The organism is Flavobacterium panici (assembly GCF_024499525.1).
In the GTDB taxonomy this organism is placed as follows: Bacteria; Bacteroidota; Bacteroidia; order Flavobacteriales; family Flavobacteriaceae; genus Flavobacterium; species Flavobacterium panici.
Window position 1 is genome coordinate 1,669,995 of the sequence record NZ_CP100437.1, and the last position, 19,743, is coordinate 1,689,737.

The window sequence follows — 19,743 nt, forward strand, 5'->3', positions numbered from 1 at the left end:
AAATTTGACTTATAAGATTTAACTGTTTAATTTACATTTGAAATTAATTAAATGAGAGTAAAAGTTTAAAATTATTATGAAAAAGAAAATAGGGCTGTTAATCGTTTTTTTAATTTTAAGTGCATGCACAACTCGAAAAGAAGCGGTGTATAAAAAGAATGAATGCAGTATTTTAATTGTTCCTCCAGAAGATTTGGCTTCAAATTACAAAGCATTTTATTCTTCTTCATATTTCAACATTAATCAGTTTGAAGATTTTAATAAAATAAAAAATGGAATCCTTATGTGTCGTTGGAATGAAGGTTTTAAGAATTCTACTTTTTTGATAGTTGACTTTGATAAAGAATTCAATGCTATCAAAAAAAGAGAAAATTCAACGGAGGCAGTAATTCTTTCTTTGGAAGAAAAAATGCGCCTAAAAAATATCTTAGAAATTTTGAAGAAAGAGAGCTACTATCAAAATTGTGCACATGATCATGGACATGCATCATTATATATATTAGAAATAAGACATAATGATGAAAAGATAGTTCAGTATTATTCACCTATGAATCATCCCTATGAAATAGTAACATCAAATGCTAACATTCAATTAGTCCAAGACGTATTTGGTATAATGGATCACTGCTATTATAGAAAATGATTGATGTTTTTTTGTGTGCTTTGCGGTTAAATTTCAGGAAAATATTAAAAACAAAAAACCCGAATATTGCTATTCGGGTTTTGGTGGTACCTCCAGGGATCGAACCAGGGACACATGGATTTTCAGTCCATTGCTCTACCATCTGAGCTAAGGTACCGTGTGGTGCTTATTGCGGGTGCAAAGATAGAATCATTTTTCGTTTATCCAAAACATTTTTTTAAAAAAATCAATTCGTATCTTCGCAAGGGTAAAAAAATAAATATGACTTTAGCGGTTGACGTTGGAAACACTCGAATTAAAGCAGCTGTCTTTGAGGGAAGTACTGTTGTTGAGAATTTTGTTTTTGAGAAAAATGAACTCGAAAAAAAAATTACAAAAATTTTAGAAAAATTTCAAAACTGCTCAGATTTGGTCGTTGCTTCAGTTGGAAATGTCGAAAAACAATCATTTTTGACTTTCGAAAAACAGCTTAACATTCATTTTTTTACCCATGAAGATATTTTTCCCTTCATAAATAAATATGTAACACCAAAAACTTTAGGAATAGACCGAATGATTTTGGCCGCTGGAGCAACTTTACAATTTCCGAAGCAAAATAGATTAGTAATTGATGCGGGAACTTGCATAACCTACGATTTTATCGACGAAAATGATAATTATCTGGGCGGAGCGATTTCTCCGGGACTTCGTTTGCGCTACGAATCTTTGCACAATTTCACAGCCAGACTGCCGTTACTGACCTTAGAAGCACCAGATTCCTATATAGGAAACTCGACTGCACAAGCCATTCATTCTGGAGTTGTCAATGGTTTCGTCTATGAAATTGATGGTTTTATCGATGAATATAGGTCGAACTTTTCAAATTTTATAATAATTTTAACGGGAGGTGATGCAGAATTTTTGGCTAAACGATTAAAAAATACCATATTTGCCAATTCAAATTTCCTTCTGGAAAGTTTGAACCAAACATTTCAATATAAAATCGACAATGATTAAAAAAATTATAATAAGCGCTTGTCTGCTTATCTCGTTCGTTTCATTTGCTCAGCAAGGTACTTCGTCGCCATATTCTTTCTACGGAATTGGAGATACAAGATTTAAAGGAACTCTTGAAAACAGAAGCATGGCAGGAGTTGCGGTTGAACAGGATAGTATTCACCTGAATATTGAAAATCCGGCAAGTTATGCCAGTCTGGGTCAAACTACTTTTTCAGTTGGAGGAACTTTTGGAACTAATACTATCAAAAGCAGCACAGAATCCTCAAAAGCACAAAGATCAACTTTTGATTATTTGGCATTAGGAATTCCTATGGGCAAATTTGGAGCTGGTTTTGGTTTGATTCCATTATCATCAGTTGGTTATAAAATCACAGATTTTAATGCCGGACCAAATGAAGTTAGCAGCCAGCTTGAAGGAAAAGGTGGTGTTAATAAAGTATTCTTTGGTTTAGGATATAAAATTACACCAAAGTGGAACATTGGAGCAGATTTGCAATACAACTTCGGTAAGATCACAACAACGACAATTGAAGCTGTGACTGATGTGCAAAATGCAACCAGAGAAACAAATTCATCTGAATTATCGGGTGTGAATTTTAATATTGGTACAATGTATCAAACTAAAATTACAAAAAAGCTAAACGTTTACACGAGTTTAAACTATACTTTCGGAAGCACATTAAATTCAGTTAGTACAAGAGTAATTGAAGTTGATGGAGATCCGGATGCAGTAACTGCAGATCCGGTTGACACAAAATTAAAACTTCCAAATAAATTGACTTTCGGAGCAGGTATCGGAGAGGCAAGAAAATGGTTAGTAGGTACTACACTTGCTTTTCAGGGAACAGGACAACTTGCTAACTATTATAACGCAAGCCCAAATGTTAGATATGAAAAGTATACTAAATATGCAGTAGGAGGTTATTATATTCCAAACTATAGTTCATTTGCTAGCTACTTTAGCAGAATTACTTATAGAGCTGGTTTGAAATATGAAAAATTGGGTTTAATAGTGAACAACGAATCAATCAACGATGTTGGAATGTCATTAGGAGCAGGATTCCCAATCACAGGAACTTTTTCAAATGTAAATTTCGGAATCGAATTTGGAAAAAGAGGAACAACTTCTGCAGGATTGGTTCAGGAAAATTATATGAACTTCAGCGTAGGCTTCTCATTTAACGACAGATGGTTTGTGAAGAGTAAATTTAACTAAACCTAAATTTACGTGGTTTTTTAACCTCGTCACAATTTATTACATTTGGCAGATGAATTTACCAAAGAGATATATCATAAACGTTGTCACAGTTTTTGCTGTGACACTGTTTTTTGGATGCGAAAGTAATTTTAAAGACGTCCAGAAAATTAACTTCTCAGAGTTCGTTCCAGGAAGTGATGCAGATACCGTAAACATTAAATATACAGATTCAGGAAGAATAACAGGCGTTTTGATAAGTCCAAAAATGCTGGATTATTCTAATCTTGACTTTCCTTTTACTGAATTTCCTAAAGGACTCGATGTTACTTTATACGATAAAAAACAAAAGCGTACTTTTATACGATCAAATTATGCCGTTTCATACAAAACGACCGGTATAATTGATTTGCAGGGAAAAGTTAAAATCACATCAGAAGCAGGTCAGGTTCTGGAAACAGAGCAATTGTATTTTGACCAGAAAAATGAATGGTTTTATACCGAAAGAAAATTTAAGCTTACAGATGCAAAAGGAGTTTCTTACGGACAGGGAATTGATTTTAGCAAAGATTTTAAAGTGATCAATTCACAGCGAATAAGCGGTGAAATTGAATCAAATGATGATAAATTATAAATTATGGGTTACTTAAAATATACACAATACGTCTACATAGCATTTGCGGTTTTCTTTATTTACGACGGTGTAATAAAACTAAACGAAGGAAATGTAAATTATCCGTTAAGCTTTCTAATTGCCGGAATGGCGATTTTTATGTTTTTCTTTAGAAGAAGGTTTACCAAGAGGTTTGATGATCGTAATAAAAAACAGTAAACATGGAGATTAGTATTATAATATTATGTTTAATACTATCAGCTTTTTTCTCAGGAATGGAAATAGCTTTTATTTCCTCAAACAAAATTTATCTTGAAATTGAAAAAAAACAAGATAATTTTCTGTCTCAAATTTTAACCAAACTTACCCAAAACCCTTCAAAATTTATTGCGTCAATGCTTATTGGAAACAATGTAGCACTTGTAGTTTATGGGTTTTATATGGGAGATGTTGTGCTTCAATGGATAATTGGTTTTGGATTTCAATTCTCTTATTTAACAACAATTCTGGTTCAGACTGTGATTTCAACTTTTATAGTTTTAATAACGGCTGAATTTTTCCCGAAGGTATTTTTTCAAATTTATGCCAATTCATTAATTAAGGTTTTTGCAGTTCCGGCTTATCTTTTCTACAGACTCTTTTATTATATCTCAACATTTTTTATCTGGATTTCAGATTTTGTTTTGAAGAAATTTTTCAAGACAGAAGGCGATCAGGTGCAATTGTATTTCAGTAAAATAGAACTGGGTAATTATATTACAGAACAAATGAATTCTGTTGAAGATGATGAAGAAGTCGATTCAGAAATACAGATTTTTCAAAACGCATTAGAGTTTTCCGGGGTAAAAGCTCGCGATATTATGACCCCGCGCACAGAGATTGTTTCGATAGATTTATTTGAGACCGTTTCAGACCTAAAAGAACTTTTTATTGAAACAGGATATTCTAAGATCGTTGTAAGTCAGAACTCGCTCGATGATATTGTGGGCTATGTACATTCATTTGATTTGTTTAAAAAGCCAAAAACTATAAAATCGGTTTTAATGACCGTTGAATTTGTGCCGCAAACCATTTTAATTAAAGATGCTTTGGATCTTTTAATTAAAAAACGAAAAAATGTTGCTGTAGTTTTAGATGAATACGGAGGAACTTCGGGGATTATAACCATAGAAGATATAGTTGAAGAACTTTTTGGCGAAATCGAAGACGAACACGATTTAGACGAAGAATTGATAGAACAGGAATTAGGAGAAGGTAAGTATTTGTTTTCGACAAGATTAGATGTAGAGTATTTAAACGAAACCTACAAATTGATGATTCCAGAGGAAGATTCTTACGGGACATTAGGAGGTTTTATCGTAAATTCGACTAAAGAAATTCCGCAAAAGGGCGAAAAGATTGTCATTGACAGGTATCATTTCGTTATAGAACAGGCGTCAAACAACAAAATTGAATTGGTCAGATTGACAATAAAAGAGTGAATTTTTAAAGAATTAAAAAAAATTGTGTAAAATAAAACGCTAGTTGTATTGTTATTAACTAGATAATTGTATTTTCGCAAACTGAATATAAAATTAACGATAATTAAAATGGCAGTTTTAGCAAAAATTAGACAGCGTTCAGCTCTATTGATAGGTGTTATTGCACTTGCATTATTTGCATTTATAATACAAGATTTATTTACTAGAGGAACATTTGGTCAAAGTTCAAAAGATGTAGGAAGCATCGATGGAAAAGATATTTCATTTGAAGACTTTAGAGTTAAAGTTAGTAATCTTGAAAAAAGTGGTCAAGGAATTACTTCCACTGAAGCTGCAAACAGAGTTTGGGATCAAGAAGTTTCAATCGCTTTATTATCAACTCAGTTTGATAAATTAGGATTGAGAGTTGGTGAAAAACACTTAATTGAAGTTTTAAAAGCAGATCCGAACATTGGAAAAGCTCCTATGTTTTTAAATGCAGCAGGAATGTTTGATGTTACAAAGTTCAAAGACTATATCAAAACAAATCCTGAAGCAGCTCAATTTATTACTGCAAAAGAAAAAGATGCTGAATTAAACGCAAAATTTCAAATTTACAATACTTTAATAAAATCTGGACTTTATACAACTGCTAGTGAAGGAAAGCTGAAGTATGAAATGGAAGCTAACAAAGTAAACTTTGCTTATGCCGGAGCTTTATATTCTTCTATTAAAGACAGTGAAGTAAAAATTTCTGATTCAGATATCGTAGATTATATGAAGAAAAACGAGAAAAAATTCAAAGCGGATGCAACTCGTGAAATTCAATACGTTTTAGTTGAAGATAAAGCTTCTAAACAAGACGAAGCTGATATTAAAGCTAAGATTACTGCTTTATTAAACGGTAGAGTAGAATACAATGCAAAAACTGGTAAAAACGATACATTGCCAGGTTTTAAAAGCGCAACTAATATTGCTGAATTCGTAAACGCAAATTCTGACGTTCCTTACGATTCTACATATGTTCCTAAAAATGCTTTACCAGCAGTTGATGCTGATAAATTATTCAGCTTACCAGCCGGAGCAATTTACGGACCGTATGTTTACGGAAAATATTATGCTATTTCTAAATCTTTAGGATTTAAAGCTGGAGTTAACGCAAAAGCAAGTCATATCTTAATTGCTTATGAAGGTTCTCAAACTCCATCTCCAAAAGAAAAAAGAACTAAAGAAGAAGCTAAAGCTAAAGCTGAAGAAATTTTAGCACAAGTTCAGGCTAATCCAGATAGTTTCATGATGCTTGCTTTTACAGCTTCTGATGATTCATCTGCACAACAAGGTGGTGATTTAGGATACTTTGGTCAAGGTCAAATGGTAAAACCATTCAATGATTTTGTATTCAATAATGGTATTGGAAAAATTGGTTTAGTAGAAACTCCATTTGGTTTCCACATTATCAAAGTTACTGACAAACAAGACGGAATTCGTTTAGCTACAATCGCTCAAAAAATTGAGCCTTCTGAAGCTACTTCTGATAAAGTATTTACATTAGCTACTAAATTCGAAATGGAAGCTGCGGACAAAGATTTTGCTGCTACTGCAAAAGAATTAGGTTTAAAAGTTGCAGCACCAATTTCTGCAAAAGCTATGGATGAGCAATTTGGACCATTAGGAAACCAAAGAAACATCATTAGATGGGCATTTGATAAAGAAACAAGTACTGGAGACGTAAAACGTTTTGAAATCGCTAACGTTGGGCACGTAATTGCTCAATACAAAAGCGAAAACAAATCAGGTTTAGTTTCTGTTACAATGGCAAGACCTTACGTTGAGCCAATCTTGAAAAACAAGAAAAAAGCTGAAATCTTAAAAGCTAAATTGACAGGTTCAACTATCGAAGCTATTGCAAAAAGCGCTGGTGTAGCAGTACAACAAGCGACAAACGTAACTCTTGAAAATCCGGTTTTACCTGGTGGAGTTGGACAAGAGCCAAAAGTAGTAGGAAATGCATTTGCTTTAGCTGCAAACAAAATTTCTGCTCCAATTGAAGGAAACACTGGAGTTTATGTAGTGAAAAACATTAGCACAGTAAAAGCTCCTGCAATTGCAAATCACGCTGAATATGTTGCTAAAGTAAAAGCTCAAGGCGCGTCAGATACAAGCAGAATTTTACCAGCGTTGAAAAACAATGCTAAAATCGAAGACAACAGATTACAATTCAATTACTAGTTTCTAGTAAAACAATTCATACAAGAAAACCCGAAACATTCAATCGAATGTTTCGGGTTTTCTTTTTTTAATATTTTTTCATAACTGTTTTGTAGTAAATGCTTTATGTGTTTTTCTTAACTATATGGGAATAATCGAAATATAACTTAAAAAATTTGTGATATTCAAAATATTACAGTTAATTTGTCGGAATTTTTATTGTAACGAGGTATACTTTATTTGCCAAATTGTAAATAAAAACTGAAAGAGAATGATAAACAAATACTTTAAAAATTGGGGCGTTTAATGTTTATGTTTAATCTACTGAGAAGAAAACCTAAAGTTTATTCTAAAATCGAGAATCATATTTTTGGAATAATTACGGAACTTCTAAAGGTGAGCAGTACTGACATCAATGTTGATGAATTAGGAGGCAAGTATTATTTGAGCAATGAAGAACAGCATTTTAAAGTTACTATATTAAGTAACGACTATGTGATCAGGCTTACTAATACTCGCGATTCTGTGGCTGAAAAGTACGATAAGGTTTTTGTTGAAGATGTTTTAAAAGCTGTAAAAGAAGAAAAACATCGCAGAATGGAATTGGTTTATGATTCTATCACGAATAGTATAGAAAAAATGGCCGAACGTCTGCACAACACACTTATCGAATCAAACGAACAGGAAAACGAAAAAGTTCGTCGTCTGGAAGCAGAACACGTTAGTGATCAGAAAGTAAATTTTTAATTTATTTCTTTGATCAAACCATTACTCCTGTAAAATCATTTCGTCATACGTTAGTATTGTGTCATAGCCTTTTGACGCAAAATATTTTCTTGGATTTTCTTTAGAAATTACCATTACAAAATCGCCGCCCCAAGCACCAAGACTTTTAATCGTACCATTAAAATCAGGAAAAGCGATTTCTTTGATCGTTTTTATTTCCATGATGTTGCTTAAATGGATTTCATGTTTTTCGACTGCATTTGCAAACTCTTTTAGAGATTTGGCATTTAAAATAGCATGCGTTATTTTATTGTTTTCAATAACACTTTTAGCTAAATTTTGCTGTTTATGTTTATTGTAAGCATGTATTGCAGTTTTGCTGTTTTGTTTTTTATTAAGATAAACAAAGAAAATGTTCGTTGTAAAGTCTGGATTGAAAATAACAGGCTCAACAAAATTATTTTCTATTCTGTATAAAATAGGAGTGTTATTTTGGGCGCAGGCAATATCATAGCCGCTTCCGCCAAAACTGTTTCTAAGAAGCGTAAAAGCATTAATATTTGTCCACTGAGCAATATTGTTAATTAAAGTAGATGACGTTCCTAAACCCCAATTTCTTGGAAAAGTAAGATTCGTTGTTACCTTATATCCTTTTGACTGCTGAATAAATTCGGGATTTAAAACGTATGCTTCGTGAAGTATGTTGATTAAGGTTGTTTTTACAGTTTCAATTTCAGAAACAATATTGTTTATGACTTCTTCAAATGAAATAGCAGTTTCAAACCAAAGTTTGTTATCGTAATCGTAACTTTTCCATTCTATTATTTGGTTTTCGCCATCTTCAACAACTAAATTTTGACCAAATTTTGTTGGTAATGCAAAGGCATCTGCGCCGTCTAAAACTAAATATTCTCCAGAGATGAATAGTTTTCCGTTACTATAAAAGGTTGTTTTCATACTTCAGTTCTAAAAATCCAATATTTTAAATTCCAAATTCCAAAGATAATTGGAATTTGGAATTTTATTTTGAGACTATAATTTTTTGGAATTTTTATTTATTCTATTTTCTTAAACTTTCAATAAATTCAACTACAGTACTGTGTGAAACTGTATTTTTCTTAAAATGTATTTTAATTAAATGACGTTCTTCGTCTGTAGCTTCAAATTGATTGATGATATTATTTAGGTGCATTTTCATGTGGCCTTCCTGAATTCCGGTTGTAGTTAAAGAACGCAGTGCAGCAAAATTTTGTGCTAAACCAGCAACTGCGGTAATTTCCATTAATTCTCTTGCAGAAGGTTTTTCAAGTATGTCTAAACATAATTTTACCAGAGGATGTAGTGAAGTTAATCCGCCCACAGTTCCTAAAGCTAGAGGAATTTCAAGCCAGAAAGTAAAAATTCCGTTTTCGATTTTAGCATGAGATAAACTTGCATATTGTCCGTTTTTTGAAGCATAAGCATGAACTCCGGCCTCTACGGCTCTAAAATCATTCCCTGTTGCTAAAACTACGGCATCGACACCATTCATGATCCCTTTATTGTGTGTTACGGCTCTAAAAGGTTCTACTTCGGCAATTTGGACAGCTTGTACAAAACGTTCTGCAAATTCCTGAGGATTTGTAATGTGTTTTTCGGCTAATTCTTCAATAAGACATGAAACTTCGGCTCTTACAAGACAATTTGGAACATAATTAGATAAAATACTCATAATTACAGTCAGCGTATCTTCTTCAGAAAACAAATCAGAATTTTGAAATTCCTCTTTTAAAGTCGTTGCAAATTGCTCTAAACACGAATTGATAAAATTCGCGCCCATGCTGTCTTTAGTTTCAAAGGTGGCATGAAGCTGATAGTAATTCTCCAGTAAATTTCGTTTATCCTTTAAGTGGATATCTAAAATTCCGCCGCCGCGTTCCTGCATGTTTTTGGTAATGCTTTGTGTTTCAGAAAAGAATTTAGGTTTTATCTGCTCAAAAAAGGATTGTAGTTTTTCGGCATCGCCATTAAAAGTAAAATGAACCTGGCCAATTTTTTCAGTATCAATTATCGTTGCTTTAAAACCTCCGCGTGTAGCCCAGAATTTTGCAGCTTTTGAGGCTGCGGCAACCACAGAACTTTCTTCGATTGCCATTGGGATTGTTTTATACTTTCCGTTGATTAAAAAATTGGGAGCAACCCCAAGCGGAATATATAAATTGGTAATTGTGTTTTCAATAAATTCATCATGGAGCTGTTGTAGCTTTTCATCTGAATTCCAGTAATTTCTTATAATATTCAAGGCTTCATCAGGAGCCGAAAAATATTCATTGGCAATCCAGTTAATTTTTTCTTTTTTGGATAATTTCGAAAATCCGGCAACAGCGTTGTTCATTCTCAATATATTAAATAATAATGTTGCCGCAAAGATACTATTTTAAGAGTTTTGATTGTAATCTATTTCAAACATGGAAGTACGCAATCGTTATTTTTTTTAACATTTAACACTTAAAATGTGTATTATGTTTATTTTTTTCACTAAAATTGGGCTCTTTTTATATTTAAAATAATTCTAATGAATACAAGTAAAATTACTGTAGTACTTTTATTTATAGTTGCATCGGTTTTTGGGCAGCAAAAAATAACGGTCGAAAATATTTATGGTGGTGCATTTCGGGCAAAAGGAATGGACGAATTGCAATCTTTAAAGAATACAAATCAATATACGGTTCTAAATGTTGATCAGGCAAGCCGGACAATGCAGATTGATTTATATGATTTTGCAACACTAAAAAAAGTATCGAACCTTATTGATACTAAAAACCACAAAGAACTTCAGGACGGAATTGACAGCTACACCTTCGATGCCTCAGAAAAAAAGATTTTAATTGCTTGTAATTCAAATCAAATCTTCCGTCACTCTTTTACAGCAGATTATTTTTTATACGATATCGCTTCAAAATCTCTAACCAAACTTGTTGATTTTCAAATTCAGGAGCCAACTTTTTCTCCAGATGGAACTAAGATTGCTTATGCTAGAGAAAACAATTTATATGTTTACGATGTAGCTTCAAAGAAATCAACAGCTGTTACTACTGACGGAAAGAAAAATGCAGTCATTAATGGTATTACGGACTGGGTTTATGAAGAAGAATTTGCTTTTGTTCGTGCATTTGACTGGAGTAAAGACAGTAAAAAGTTAGCTTATATTCGTTTTGACGAAAGCCAGGTTCCTGAGTTTTCAATGTCAATCTTCAAAAAAGATTTATATCCAACAATCGAAACGTTTAAATATCCTAAAGCCGGAGAAAAAAATTCTGTAGTTTCATTACACATTTATGATACAGCAGGAAATGCTTCTAAAAAAGTAGATTTAGGAAATTATAATGATTTCTATATTGCGAGAATGCAATGGACAAATGATAACAATACGCTGTCTGCACAGGTTTTAAACCGTCACCAGGATAATCTTGATTTATTATTTATTGACGGAACTACAGCTGCTGCAAAAGTGGTTTTGAATGAAAAAGACAAAGCTTACGTAGATGTTACAGATAATTTGACTTTTTTAAAAGATAACAGTTTTATCTGGACAAGTGAAAAAGACGGTTTCAATCATATTTATGTTTATGATAAAACCGGAAAACTTAAAAATCAGGTTACAAAAGGAAACTGGGAAGTGGTGTCTTACTACGGTTTCGACGAAAAAACAAAAACTATTTTCTACCAGTCTACAGAAAATGGTTCTATCAACAGAGATATTTACAGAATTGGTTTAGACGGAAAAAATAAAACCCGTTTAACTACAAAAGTTGGAACAAGCGCGGCAACTTTCAGCCCGAATTTCCAATATTTTATTACAACATTCTCAAGTAATTTAGTGCCTACAACATATACTTTAAACGAGGCAAAAACAGGAAAAGAAATTCAGGTTATTGAAAACAATCAGGCTCTTGCTGATAAATTAAAAGCGTATAACCTTCCTGCAAAAGAATTCTTTGTTTTAAAAACTGCAAAAGGAAACGAATTGAATGCATGGATTTTAAAACCAAAAGATTTCGATCCTTCAAAAAAATATCCTGTTTTCATGTACCAATATTCTGGTCCGGGATCTCAGCAGGTAAACAACGATTGGAATAACAGCGATGATTACTGGTTTTTATCTCTTACACAGCAAGGTTACATTGTAGCTTGTGTTGACGGAAGAGGAACTGGTTTTAAAGGTGCTGATTTCAAAAAAGTAACGCAAAAAGAATTAGGGAAATACGAAGTTGAAGATCAAATCGATGCTGCAAAAGTAATTGGCGCGTATCCTTATGTTGATGCTTCAAGAATTGGAATTTTCGGATGGAGTTATGGAGGTTTTATGTCTTCTAACTGTATTTTTCAAGGAAATGATGTATTTAAAATGGCAATCGCTGTTGCGCCGGTTACAAACTGGAGATTTTATGACAGCGTTTATACAGAAAGATATATGCAGACGCCAGAGGAAAATGCAAGCGGATACGATCAAAACTCTCCTATAAACCATGTTGATAAATTAAAAGGTAAATTTTTATTGATTCACGGTTCTGGTGATGATAACGTTCATGTGCAAAATTCAATGCAAATGATGGAAGCATTAATTCAGGCGAATAAGCAATTTGAATCTCAAATATATCCAGATAAAAACCACGGTATTTATGGCGGAAAAACGAGAATTCAGCTTTACAATAAGATGACTAATTTCATCAAAGAAAATTTATAATTTAAAAAATATTAACCTTAAATATAGTGAATAATATGGGAGAAACTCAAGTAAAAACTGCGCATCCAAAAGGACTTTGGGTATTGTTTGGGACGGAGATGTGGGAGAGATTCAATTTTTATGGAATGCGAGCTTTATTAACTTTATTTCTTGTGAATTCATTATTAATGAAGGAAGAAGAAGCGTCTTTAATTTATGGAGGTTTCCTTGGACTTTGTTACTTAACTCCAATGTTAGGAGGTTTTATTGCCGATCGTTTTTTAGGAAACAGAAATTGTATTCTTTTAGGCGGATTATTAATGGCAATTGGTCAAATGTTATTGTTTACCAGCGGTAGTGTTTTTGAATCTAATCTGGAAATGGCAAAAGCTATTATGTACTGCGGATTAGGTGTAATTGTTTTTGGTAACGGATTCTTCAAACCAAACATTTCCAGTATGGTGGGAAGTTTATATCCAAAACAGGAAAAAACTAAACTGGATACAGCTTTTACAATTTTTTACATGGGAATTAATATTGGTGCTTTTTTAGGCCAGTCTATTTGTCCTTTGTTGGGAGATGTTAAAGATGCTGGAGGAATTAGAGATATTCATGCTTTTAGATGGGGATTCATGGCGGCTTCTGGCGCAATGCTTATCGGAACTATTCTTTTCTATTTCTTAAAAAATAAATATGTGGTTTCTCCGGAAGGAAGACCATTAGGAGGTTTGCCTTCTAAAAATGTTGCAGAAGATTTTGAAGAAGGAGAAGCGCAAAAAGCTAATTTTTCTACTAAAGCATTGATAATGGCAGGTGTTGCATTTATTGGTTTAGGATTCTTTTTTCATTATGCTGTAGGTCAAAATTTAATTTACACTTTGATTTATTCAAGTGGATTGGCTTTAGCAGGATTAATTATTTCTGATACATCTTTAACTAAAATTGAAAGAGACAGGATTATTGTAATTTATATCGTTTCGTTCTTTATTATTTTCTTCTGGGCAGCGTTTGAGCAGGCAGGTTCTTCGTTAACTTTTATTGCAGATAATCAAACCGACAGACATTTCTTTGGCTACCTAATGCCGCCGTCAATGGTTCAAATTTTCAACGGACTTTTTGTAGTTGTAATGGCAGTTCCTTTTAGCATTCTTTGGGATACTTTAAGAGCAAAAGACAAAGAACCAATTTCACCAGTAAAATTAGCAGCCGGATTAGTAATTATTTCAATTAGTTTCTTCATGATTGCAACTCAGGTTTCATTCATTGGAACTTCGGGATTATTACTTGTAAAATGGTTAATCTTATTATATTTCTTAAACACGTGTGCAGAGTTATGTTTATCTCCAATTGGTTTGTCATTAGTTGGTAAATTATCTCCAAAACGTTTTGCATCGTTATTATACGGAGTGTTTTTCTTATCAAACGCATCTGGTTATGCATTAGGAGGAACTTTAGGTTCAATCCTTCCTGCAACTGGTGATAAATTTGCAAAAGCAAAAGAATTAGGAATTGATCTTCAGGCTGTTTTAGACAAAAAAATAACGCCAACTGCGGAACAATTAGCATTATTAGATAAACATCAAATTAGTGATCACAATCCTATTTTCGCCGGATTTGAAATTCATAATTTATATGAGTTCTTTATGGTGTTTGTTGTTCTTACGGGTATCGCTGCAATTATATTATTTGCCTTGACTCCATTGTTGAAAAAAATGATGCACGGAGTAAGATAATATGGAACATAATATAGCTTTAGAGGAAATTCAGAATTTTAAAGGCAAGTACCCAAAACAATTGTGGTATTTGTTTTTAGTTGAAATGTGGGAACGTTTTTGTTTCTATGGAATGCGTGGTGTTTTAGCTTTTTTTATGGTAGACCAATTAGGTTTGCTTGAAGGAAAAGCAAATTTACAATACGGAGCCATTCAGGCTTTTGTTTATGCATTTACTTTTATTGGAGGTATTTTTGCAGATAAAATTCTAGGATTTAAAAAATCACTTCTTTTTGGAGGAATCGTAATGATTTTGGGGAATTTGCTGATTGCAGCTTCTCCGCATGATTTCTTTTATTACGGAATAACACTTTCTATTATCGGAACAGGTTTTTTTAAGCCAAACGTTTCTTCAATGGTTGGTGAATTATACCATGAAAATGACGGACGTCGTGACGCAGGTTACGGGTTGTTTTATGCGGGAATTAATATTGGCGGAATGCTTGGTGGAGCAATTCCTATTTATTTAGGGAAAAACTATTCATGGAGCCTTTGTTTTCTTTCGGCAGCAATCGTTATGATTATTGGCGTAATTACTTTTCTTTTAACAAAAAAGCATTTAGCACCAATTGGAAATTCTCCATTAGAAAATCAACCGCAAAAAAAACGTAATTTATATGAAATTGCAGTTTATGTTGGTTCTTTTGTTGTCATTCCATTAGTATATATAATGGTTATCAACTCTGACTTTACAGAGTATTTTATGTATACTATGGGAATAGTTGCATTAGGATATTTTGCATATGAGCTGATAATGTTAAAGGATGGAAAGCAGCAGCGAAAACTTTTAGCAGCATTTGTATTTATTTTTGGATACTTCATGTTTATGGCAATTTCTGAGCAATCAGGAGGCTCATTGTCTTTGTTTGCAAAAGATAATCTATCTAACAAGATGTTGTTTTTTCATATTGATCCAAATGTGGTAAATAACAGTATCAACTCATTGTATGTTGTTATTTTTAGCCCATTAGTAGGGTTGTTATGGATATTTATGGCCAAGCGAAAAATTGAACCAAATACCGTTATTAAGTTTGGTTTATCATTTGTTTTGCTTGCTGCAGGGTTCTTTATTTTTTACACTGCCAGATTTTTTGTAAATCAAGATGGATTAAGTTCTTTAGATGTTTTTGCTTTAGGATACCTTGTATATACGCTTGGAGAATTGTGTATTGGCCCAATCGGAATGTCGGTAATTACAAAATTATCGCCTAAACGTTTGTTTGGAATGATGATGGGATTATGGTTCCTTTCTAGTGCTTTCGGACAATTTGCTGCCGGAAAATTAGGCGCCGAAATATCTGATGCAAATACAGGAACAACCTTAATGTCTAAACTTATCGCTTATACAGATGGGTATTATCAATTAGCATTATATTCTCTTATTGCGGGTATTGCATTAATTGTTTTGACTCCGTTAATTAGAAGGTTAATGCAAGAAGTAAAATAGTTACTGTATTTTGAATTTATTTTTTATTTAAATTTGCAAAAAAATAATACGTTATGAAAAGAATATTACTAATAGCCTTTTTTATAGTTGGAGCATTTGCAACTCAGGCTCAGGAACTAAAATGGTATACTGATGTAAAAGAAGCAATCACAGTAAGTAATAAAGAACAAAAACCTATGTTGTTGTTCTTTACAGGAAGCGACTGGTGCGGATGGTGTATTCGTTTGCAAAACGAAGTTTTAAAAACTCCGGAATTTAAAAAATGGGCTGCTGATAATGTTGTTTTAGTAGAATTGGATTATCCAAGAGCTGTACCTCAAACGCCAGAGCTTAAAAGCCAAAATAATGAGCTGCAACAGGCTTTTGGTATCCAGGGATTTCCAACTGTATTTTTTACAAGCGCACAAACAAAAGATGGAAAAGTTAATTTTACAGGCCTTGGCAGAACAGGATATGTTGCCGGAGGTCCATCGGCTTGGTTAACAGTTGCAGATGGAATTGTTCATCCTAAGAAATCGTAAAGAATTTAATTTTTAAATCAAGATTATATATAAAACTCCTTACAGTAATGTAAGGAGTTTTTTTGTTTAGTAGGAAAAGATTTTCATTTGTTAAGCCTAAATTATTATTTCAATATTTATTTATAAATAAAAAAACATATAATGTAATTTTTGATGTAATTAAATTTGGATAATTAAAATATTGTGTTAATTTCGTCATGCTATACTAACCAAAACCAATATATAATATGACTAAAAAATTACTTATCCTACTGTTTTTTTTAGGTTCATTTTTCATGCACGCACAAACGCTTGCATGGCGAACAAACATGACTGATGCAATTGCAATTAGTAATGAAGAAAGAAAACCCATGTTAATTTTATTCACTGCCTCAGGTGTACCAGAAAATCTTCAGAACGAAGTATTTAAAACCCCAGACTTTGCCGTTTGGTCGCGTGACAATGTAATTCTTGTAAAATTAGATTTATCAGACGCTACAGCTTCAGACGGAGATAAAGAACAAAACATTAAATTAAAAAATGCCTTTGGAGTTGATGATCTTCCGCAAGTATGTTATGCGATGGCTTCGATAAGAAAAAACAAAACAACTTTTAGCGCTCTTGGTAAAATTGCATACAAACCAGGAGGTGCAAAAGCATGGATTGCAGAATCAAACAATATTCTGCATCCGAGTGAGTAATAATTTAAATTAAGTTTCTTAGTTTAATTTGTAGAATCCCTTTTCAATTATGTTGAAAAGGGATATTTTTTTTAAACAAGCTAAAATGTAAATTGTACATTTAATATTTTAAGACCGTAAATTTTTCGTTTTTTTCAAATAAAGAATCTTAAATAATTAAATTCATTTTAATGCGTTTTTTTTGTAACTATTTGTTTTAATGGAGATGTTGGCAACAGGTTTTGTGTTAATTTAGTTTTATTAACCAGCCAAAAACCAATAAACTATGACCCGAAAACTACTTATCCTGCTATTCTTTTTAGTAACATGTTTTGCCGAATCGCAAAATTTAGAATGGAAAACGAGTGTGGTTGATGCCATTACCTTAAGTAATGAAGAAAGAAAACCACTATTGATTTTTTTTACCGCTGCTAATGCCCCGGAAAATTTACAAAATGAAGTTTTTAAAACACTAGAATTTGAAAAATGGTCCCGCAGAAACGTTATTTTATTAAAACTCGATTTGTCTGATGCCGCAGTGTCGAGTGAAATTAAAGAGCAGAACATTAAATTAAAAAATGCATTTGGCGTTGCCAATCTTCCGGAGGTTTGTTATACAACCGGTTCCATTAGAAATGGCAAAACTGCTTTTAATTTATTAGGGAGACTTCCGTATAATTCAAATGGAGTAAAAGCTTTTATTTCTGATTCCAATTTGATTTTAAACCCAGAATAAAAAGGATTAATTTAATCTATAAAATCCCTTTTCGGCCGTGGCATGAAAAGGGATATTTTTTTTCTCACAGCTTAATTTCCACATTTTTTGAATTGCATACGCATTTGTTCCATCTGCAATAATAATTTTAGGATGTAATTCTATTAAAACTCTATCAATATTTATTTTGGGAGACTGTGTCAAAATCACAATATCAGGTTTGTTTTTATTTTCATAAACTCCGGTGCTGTCAATTATGGAGATTTTCTTCCCATTAAAAAACAAGACATTCCCAATTCGCTGCGATTTATTTAAAACACTAAAATTGCCTACTAAATAAGAATTAAAAGCATTGTTTTTTGAAATTTTGTCTCTAGTTGTATCGCTCGTAAAAAGTGTGATATTATTGCCGAACCTTTTTGAAATTAAGGTGTTCTTCTTGATATTATAAACAATTAACTCCTTTTGATCTGCGGTTTCTTTTTTAGTGTAAATGAAAGAAAGCTGTAATAAAATTATAGATACGAATACAATGACAAGTTTATTATAAGTGGGTTTCTTTGAGCAGATTATTGCACTGATTATTACGAAGTAAAGCGTTACCAAGTAATAAAAATTAAAACTGATATCCTGAATAACAAAAGATTCAAACGATGCGACATAATGAATCATTTGGTTTAAAATGAAAACGCTTTTTTCAAAAATGTAAACCAAAATTTCGGGCGGACTTTTGAACATTGCAAAAAGCATCACAATGATCCCGGCAATCATGATGAAAGATAAAACAGGAAGAATTATAATATTGGTAACAAAAAACAATCCCGGAAATTGATGAAAATAATAAAGGCATAAAGGTAAAGTTCCAATTTGTGCAGCAAATGAAACCGTTAAAGAATCCCAGATATAAATTGCGATTTTGTTTTTTGGCGACCAGATTTTCTTTAATATCGGCTGAAGCCAAACTATAAAATACAACGCTAAATAACTTAATTGAAAACCAACATCAAATAAGAAATAAGGCTCAAAAAGCAATATCAATAAAATGGAAACTAATAACGTATGATAAATGTTTCCGCTTCTGCGAAGATGATTTCCAATGGCTACAAAAGAAAACATGACAACCGAACGCAAAACGGATGGAGATAAACCAGATATAACAGCAAAACCCGCCAGTGAAATTAAAATAGAAAATAGTTTAATGGCTGAACCTTTTCGGGTATTGGGAACTGGTTTTAAAATAAACATGATAAAAAGCATTATAAAGCCAACATGCAGCCCTGAAACTGAAAGAACATGCGTTGCTCCAGAATATTGATAATCTTTTATAATATCGGCTGAAATTTCCTGCTGCTGTCCCAAAATTAAAGCCAGCGCCACATTCATTTCGTCTTTGCTAAAATGAGCGCTTTCCAAATTTTTTAGAATAGTAGCGTGCAGTCGGCCGGAGTAATACCAAATGTCTTTTTTGATGGTTTGGCTAATTTTGATTTCTGATTTTTTGCAATAAACCTGAGCATAAATCTGTTTGTCGGCTAAGTATTTAGCATAATCAAATTGATTTGGATTTTTACTCGAAGATGTTCTTTGTAAAATAGTTTTTACTTTGATCGTATTTCCAATTATCAACGGATTTTGAGTACTGTCTTTTTGAATATTGACAATAATTTTTCCTGAATAAGTTTTATTTTCAACCGTATTTACAAGCCCGATATATCGATCATTGTAATCGTTGCTTTTGAGTTTTTCCCGTAATGTAAAAGTTATAAATTGAGGCTTTTCAAAAACTGTTTTAGAATGTGTGTAATTTGATTTATCAAAAGTGTCTGTATGAATAAGCAAAACACAGATTCCTGTGCAGAACGAAATAAGAGCGCTGCTGATTCCGAAGAATAGATTTGTCTTTTTGTTTTTCTTCGAAAGAAAAAAACTAATACAAAATAAAGCAGAACAAATTCCAAGAGAAATAAATGAAATTTGAATGGAAGGCAGACAATAATAAGAAACTAAAATGCCAAAAAGAAAGCTAATTGTAATTTTAGCTAAAGGAAAATCTAATACTTTCATGGCTTAAAAGTATTAA

The 19,743-nt window shown here is 32.5% G+C and carries 17 protein-coding genes and 1 tRNA gene; 14 read left to right on the top strand and 4 right to left on the bottom strand.

Annotation, left to right across the window (positions count from 1 at the left end):
• Positions 1 to 76: 76 nt before the first annotated feature.
• A complete protein-coding gene (locus NLJ00_RS07415) occupies positions 77 to 643 on the top strand; it encodes a hypothetical protein (protein ID WP_256636756.1) in 567 nt (188 codons plus the stop codon).
• An 81-nt stretch (positions 644 to 724) separates the two neighbouring features.
• On the opposite strand, the gene NLJ00_RS07420 is transcribed toward NLJ00_RS07415, so the two are convergent.
• A tRNA-Phe gene (locus NLJ00_RS07420) sits at positions 725 to 800 on the bottom strand.
• 104 nt (positions 801 to 904) lie between these two features.
• Between NLJ00_RS07420 and NLJ00_RS07425 the strand changes: the two genes are divergently transcribed.
• The 7 genes from NLJ00_RS07425 (at position 905) to NLJ00_RS07455 (ending at position 7,865) form a co-directional block, all read left to right on the top strand.
• On the top strand, positions 905 to 1,639 hold the full coding sequence (locus NLJ00_RS07425; protein ID WP_256636757.1) for a type III pantothenate kinase: 735 nt from the start codon (positions 905 to 907) through the stop codon (positions 1,637 to 1,639).
• On the top strand, positions 1,632 to 2,858 hold the full coding sequence (locus NLJ00_RS07430) for a hypothetical protein (protein ID WP_180857280.1): 1,227 nt from the start codon (positions 1,632 to 1,634) through the stop codon (positions 2,856 to 2,858). The genes NLJ00_RS07425 and NLJ00_RS07430 overlap by 8 nt, the downstream gene beginning before the upstream one ends.
• A gap of 52 nt (positions 2,859 to 2,910) precedes the next feature.
• On the top strand, positions 2,911 to 3,471 hold the full coding sequence (gene lptC / locus NLJ00_RS07435; protein WP_180857281.1) for an LPS export ABC transporter periplasmic protein LptC: 561 nt from the start codon (positions 2,911 to 2,913) through the stop codon (positions 3,469 to 3,471).
• Between the two features lie 3 nt (positions 3,472 to 3,474).
• Complete coding sequence (locus tag NLJ00_RS07440) at positions 3,475 to 3,669, top strand: hypothetical protein (RefSeq protein WP_053470005.1); 195 nt, start codon at positions 3,475 to 3,477, stop codon at positions 3,667 to 3,669.
• Positions 3,670 to 3,671: 2 nt separating this feature from the next.
• A complete protein-coding gene (locus NLJ00_RS07445; RefSeq protein WP_256636758.1) occupies positions 3,672 to 4,931 on the top strand; it encodes a hemolysin family protein in 1,260 nt (419 codons plus the stop codon).
• Positions 4,932 to 5,039: 108 nt separating this feature from the next.
• Positions 5,040 to 7,139, top strand: coding sequence for a peptidylprolyl isomerase (locus NLJ00_RS07450; RefSeq protein WP_256636759.1), 2,100 nt, complete (start codon positions 5,040 to 5,042; stop codon positions 7,137 to 7,139).
• 291 nt (positions 7,140 to 7,430) lie between these two features.
• On the top strand, positions 7,431 to 7,865 hold the full coding sequence (locus NLJ00_RS07455; protein WP_053470008.1) for a hypothetical protein: 435 nt from the start codon (positions 7,431 to 7,433) through the stop codon (positions 7,863 to 7,865).
• Positions 7,866 to 7,886: 21 nt separating this feature from the next.
• On the opposite strand, the gene NLJ00_RS07460 is transcribed toward NLJ00_RS07455, so the two are convergent.
• The gene (locus tag NLJ00_RS07460) at positions 7,887 to 8,801 is read right to left on the bottom strand and encodes a GYDIA family GHMP kinase (protein ID WP_256636760.1); all 915 of its coding nucleotides are present in this window, start codon (positions 8,799 to 8,801) and stop codon (positions 7,887 to 7,889) included.
• 103 nt (positions 8,802 to 8,904) lie between these two features.
• Complete coding sequence (locus NLJ00_RS07465) at positions 8,905 to 10,218, bottom strand: hydroxymethylglutaryl-CoA reductase, degradative (protein ID WP_256636761.1); 1,314 nt, start codon at positions 10,216 to 10,218, stop codon at positions 8,905 to 8,907.
• A 180-nt stretch (positions 10,219 to 10,398) separates the two neighbouring features.
• Here NLJ00_RS07465 and NLJ00_RS07470 point away from each other — a divergent pair, with 180 nt between their 5' ends.
• The 6 genes from NLJ00_RS07470 to NLJ00_RS07495 all read left to right on the top strand — a co-directional run bounded on the left by NLJ00_RS07470 (position 10,399) and on the right by NLJ00_RS07495 (position 17,684).
• On the top strand, positions 10,399 to 12,570 hold the full coding sequence (locus NLJ00_RS07470; protein WP_256636762.1) for a S9 family peptidase: 2,172 nt from the start codon (positions 10,399 to 10,401) through the stop codon (positions 12,568 to 12,570).
• Between the two features lie 35 nt (positions 12,571 to 12,605).
• Positions 12,606 to 14,282: a peptide MFS transporter gene (locus NLJ00_RS07475; RefSeq protein WP_256636763.1), complete on the top strand. Its 1,677-nt coding sequence runs from the start codon at positions 12,606 to 12,608 to the stop codon at positions 14,280 to 14,282.
• 1 nt (position 14,283) lies between these two features.
• Entirely contained in the window at positions 14,284 to 15,768 is a 1,485-nt protein-coding gene (locus NLJ00_RS07480) for a peptide MFS transporter (protein ID WP_053470013.1), read from the top strand.
• 53 nt (positions 15,769 to 15,821) lie between these two features.
• Entirely contained in the window at positions 15,822 to 16,289 is a 468-nt protein-coding gene (locus NLJ00_RS07485; protein WP_053470014.1) for a thioredoxin family protein, read from the top strand.
• A 227-nt stretch (positions 16,290 to 16,516) separates the two neighbouring features.
• Positions 16,517 to 16,969 carry a thioredoxin domain-containing protein gene (locus tag NLJ00_RS07490; protein WP_053470015.1) on the top strand — a complete coding sequence of 151 codons (453 nt, stop codon included), beginning with the start codon at positions 16,517 to 16,519 and terminating at the stop codon, positions 16,967 to 16,969.
• 265 nt (positions 16,970 to 17,234) lie between these two features.
• Complete coding sequence (locus NLJ00_RS07495) at positions 17,235 to 17,684, top strand: hypothetical protein (RefSeq protein WP_053470016.1); 450 nt, start codon at positions 17,235 to 17,237, stop codon at positions 17,682 to 17,684.
• A 6-nt stretch (positions 17,685 to 17,690) separates the two neighbouring features.
• On the opposite strand, the gene NLJ00_RS07500 is transcribed toward NLJ00_RS07495, so the two are convergent.
• Positions 17,691 to 19,727 (bottom strand): ComEC/Rec2 family competence protein, encoded by a 2,037-nt coding sequence (locus NLJ00_RS07500; protein ID WP_256636764.1) that lies wholly within the window; start codon positions 19,725 to 19,727, stop codon positions 17,691 to 17,693.
• Between the last annotated feature and the right edge of the window lie 16 nt (positions 19,728 to 19,743).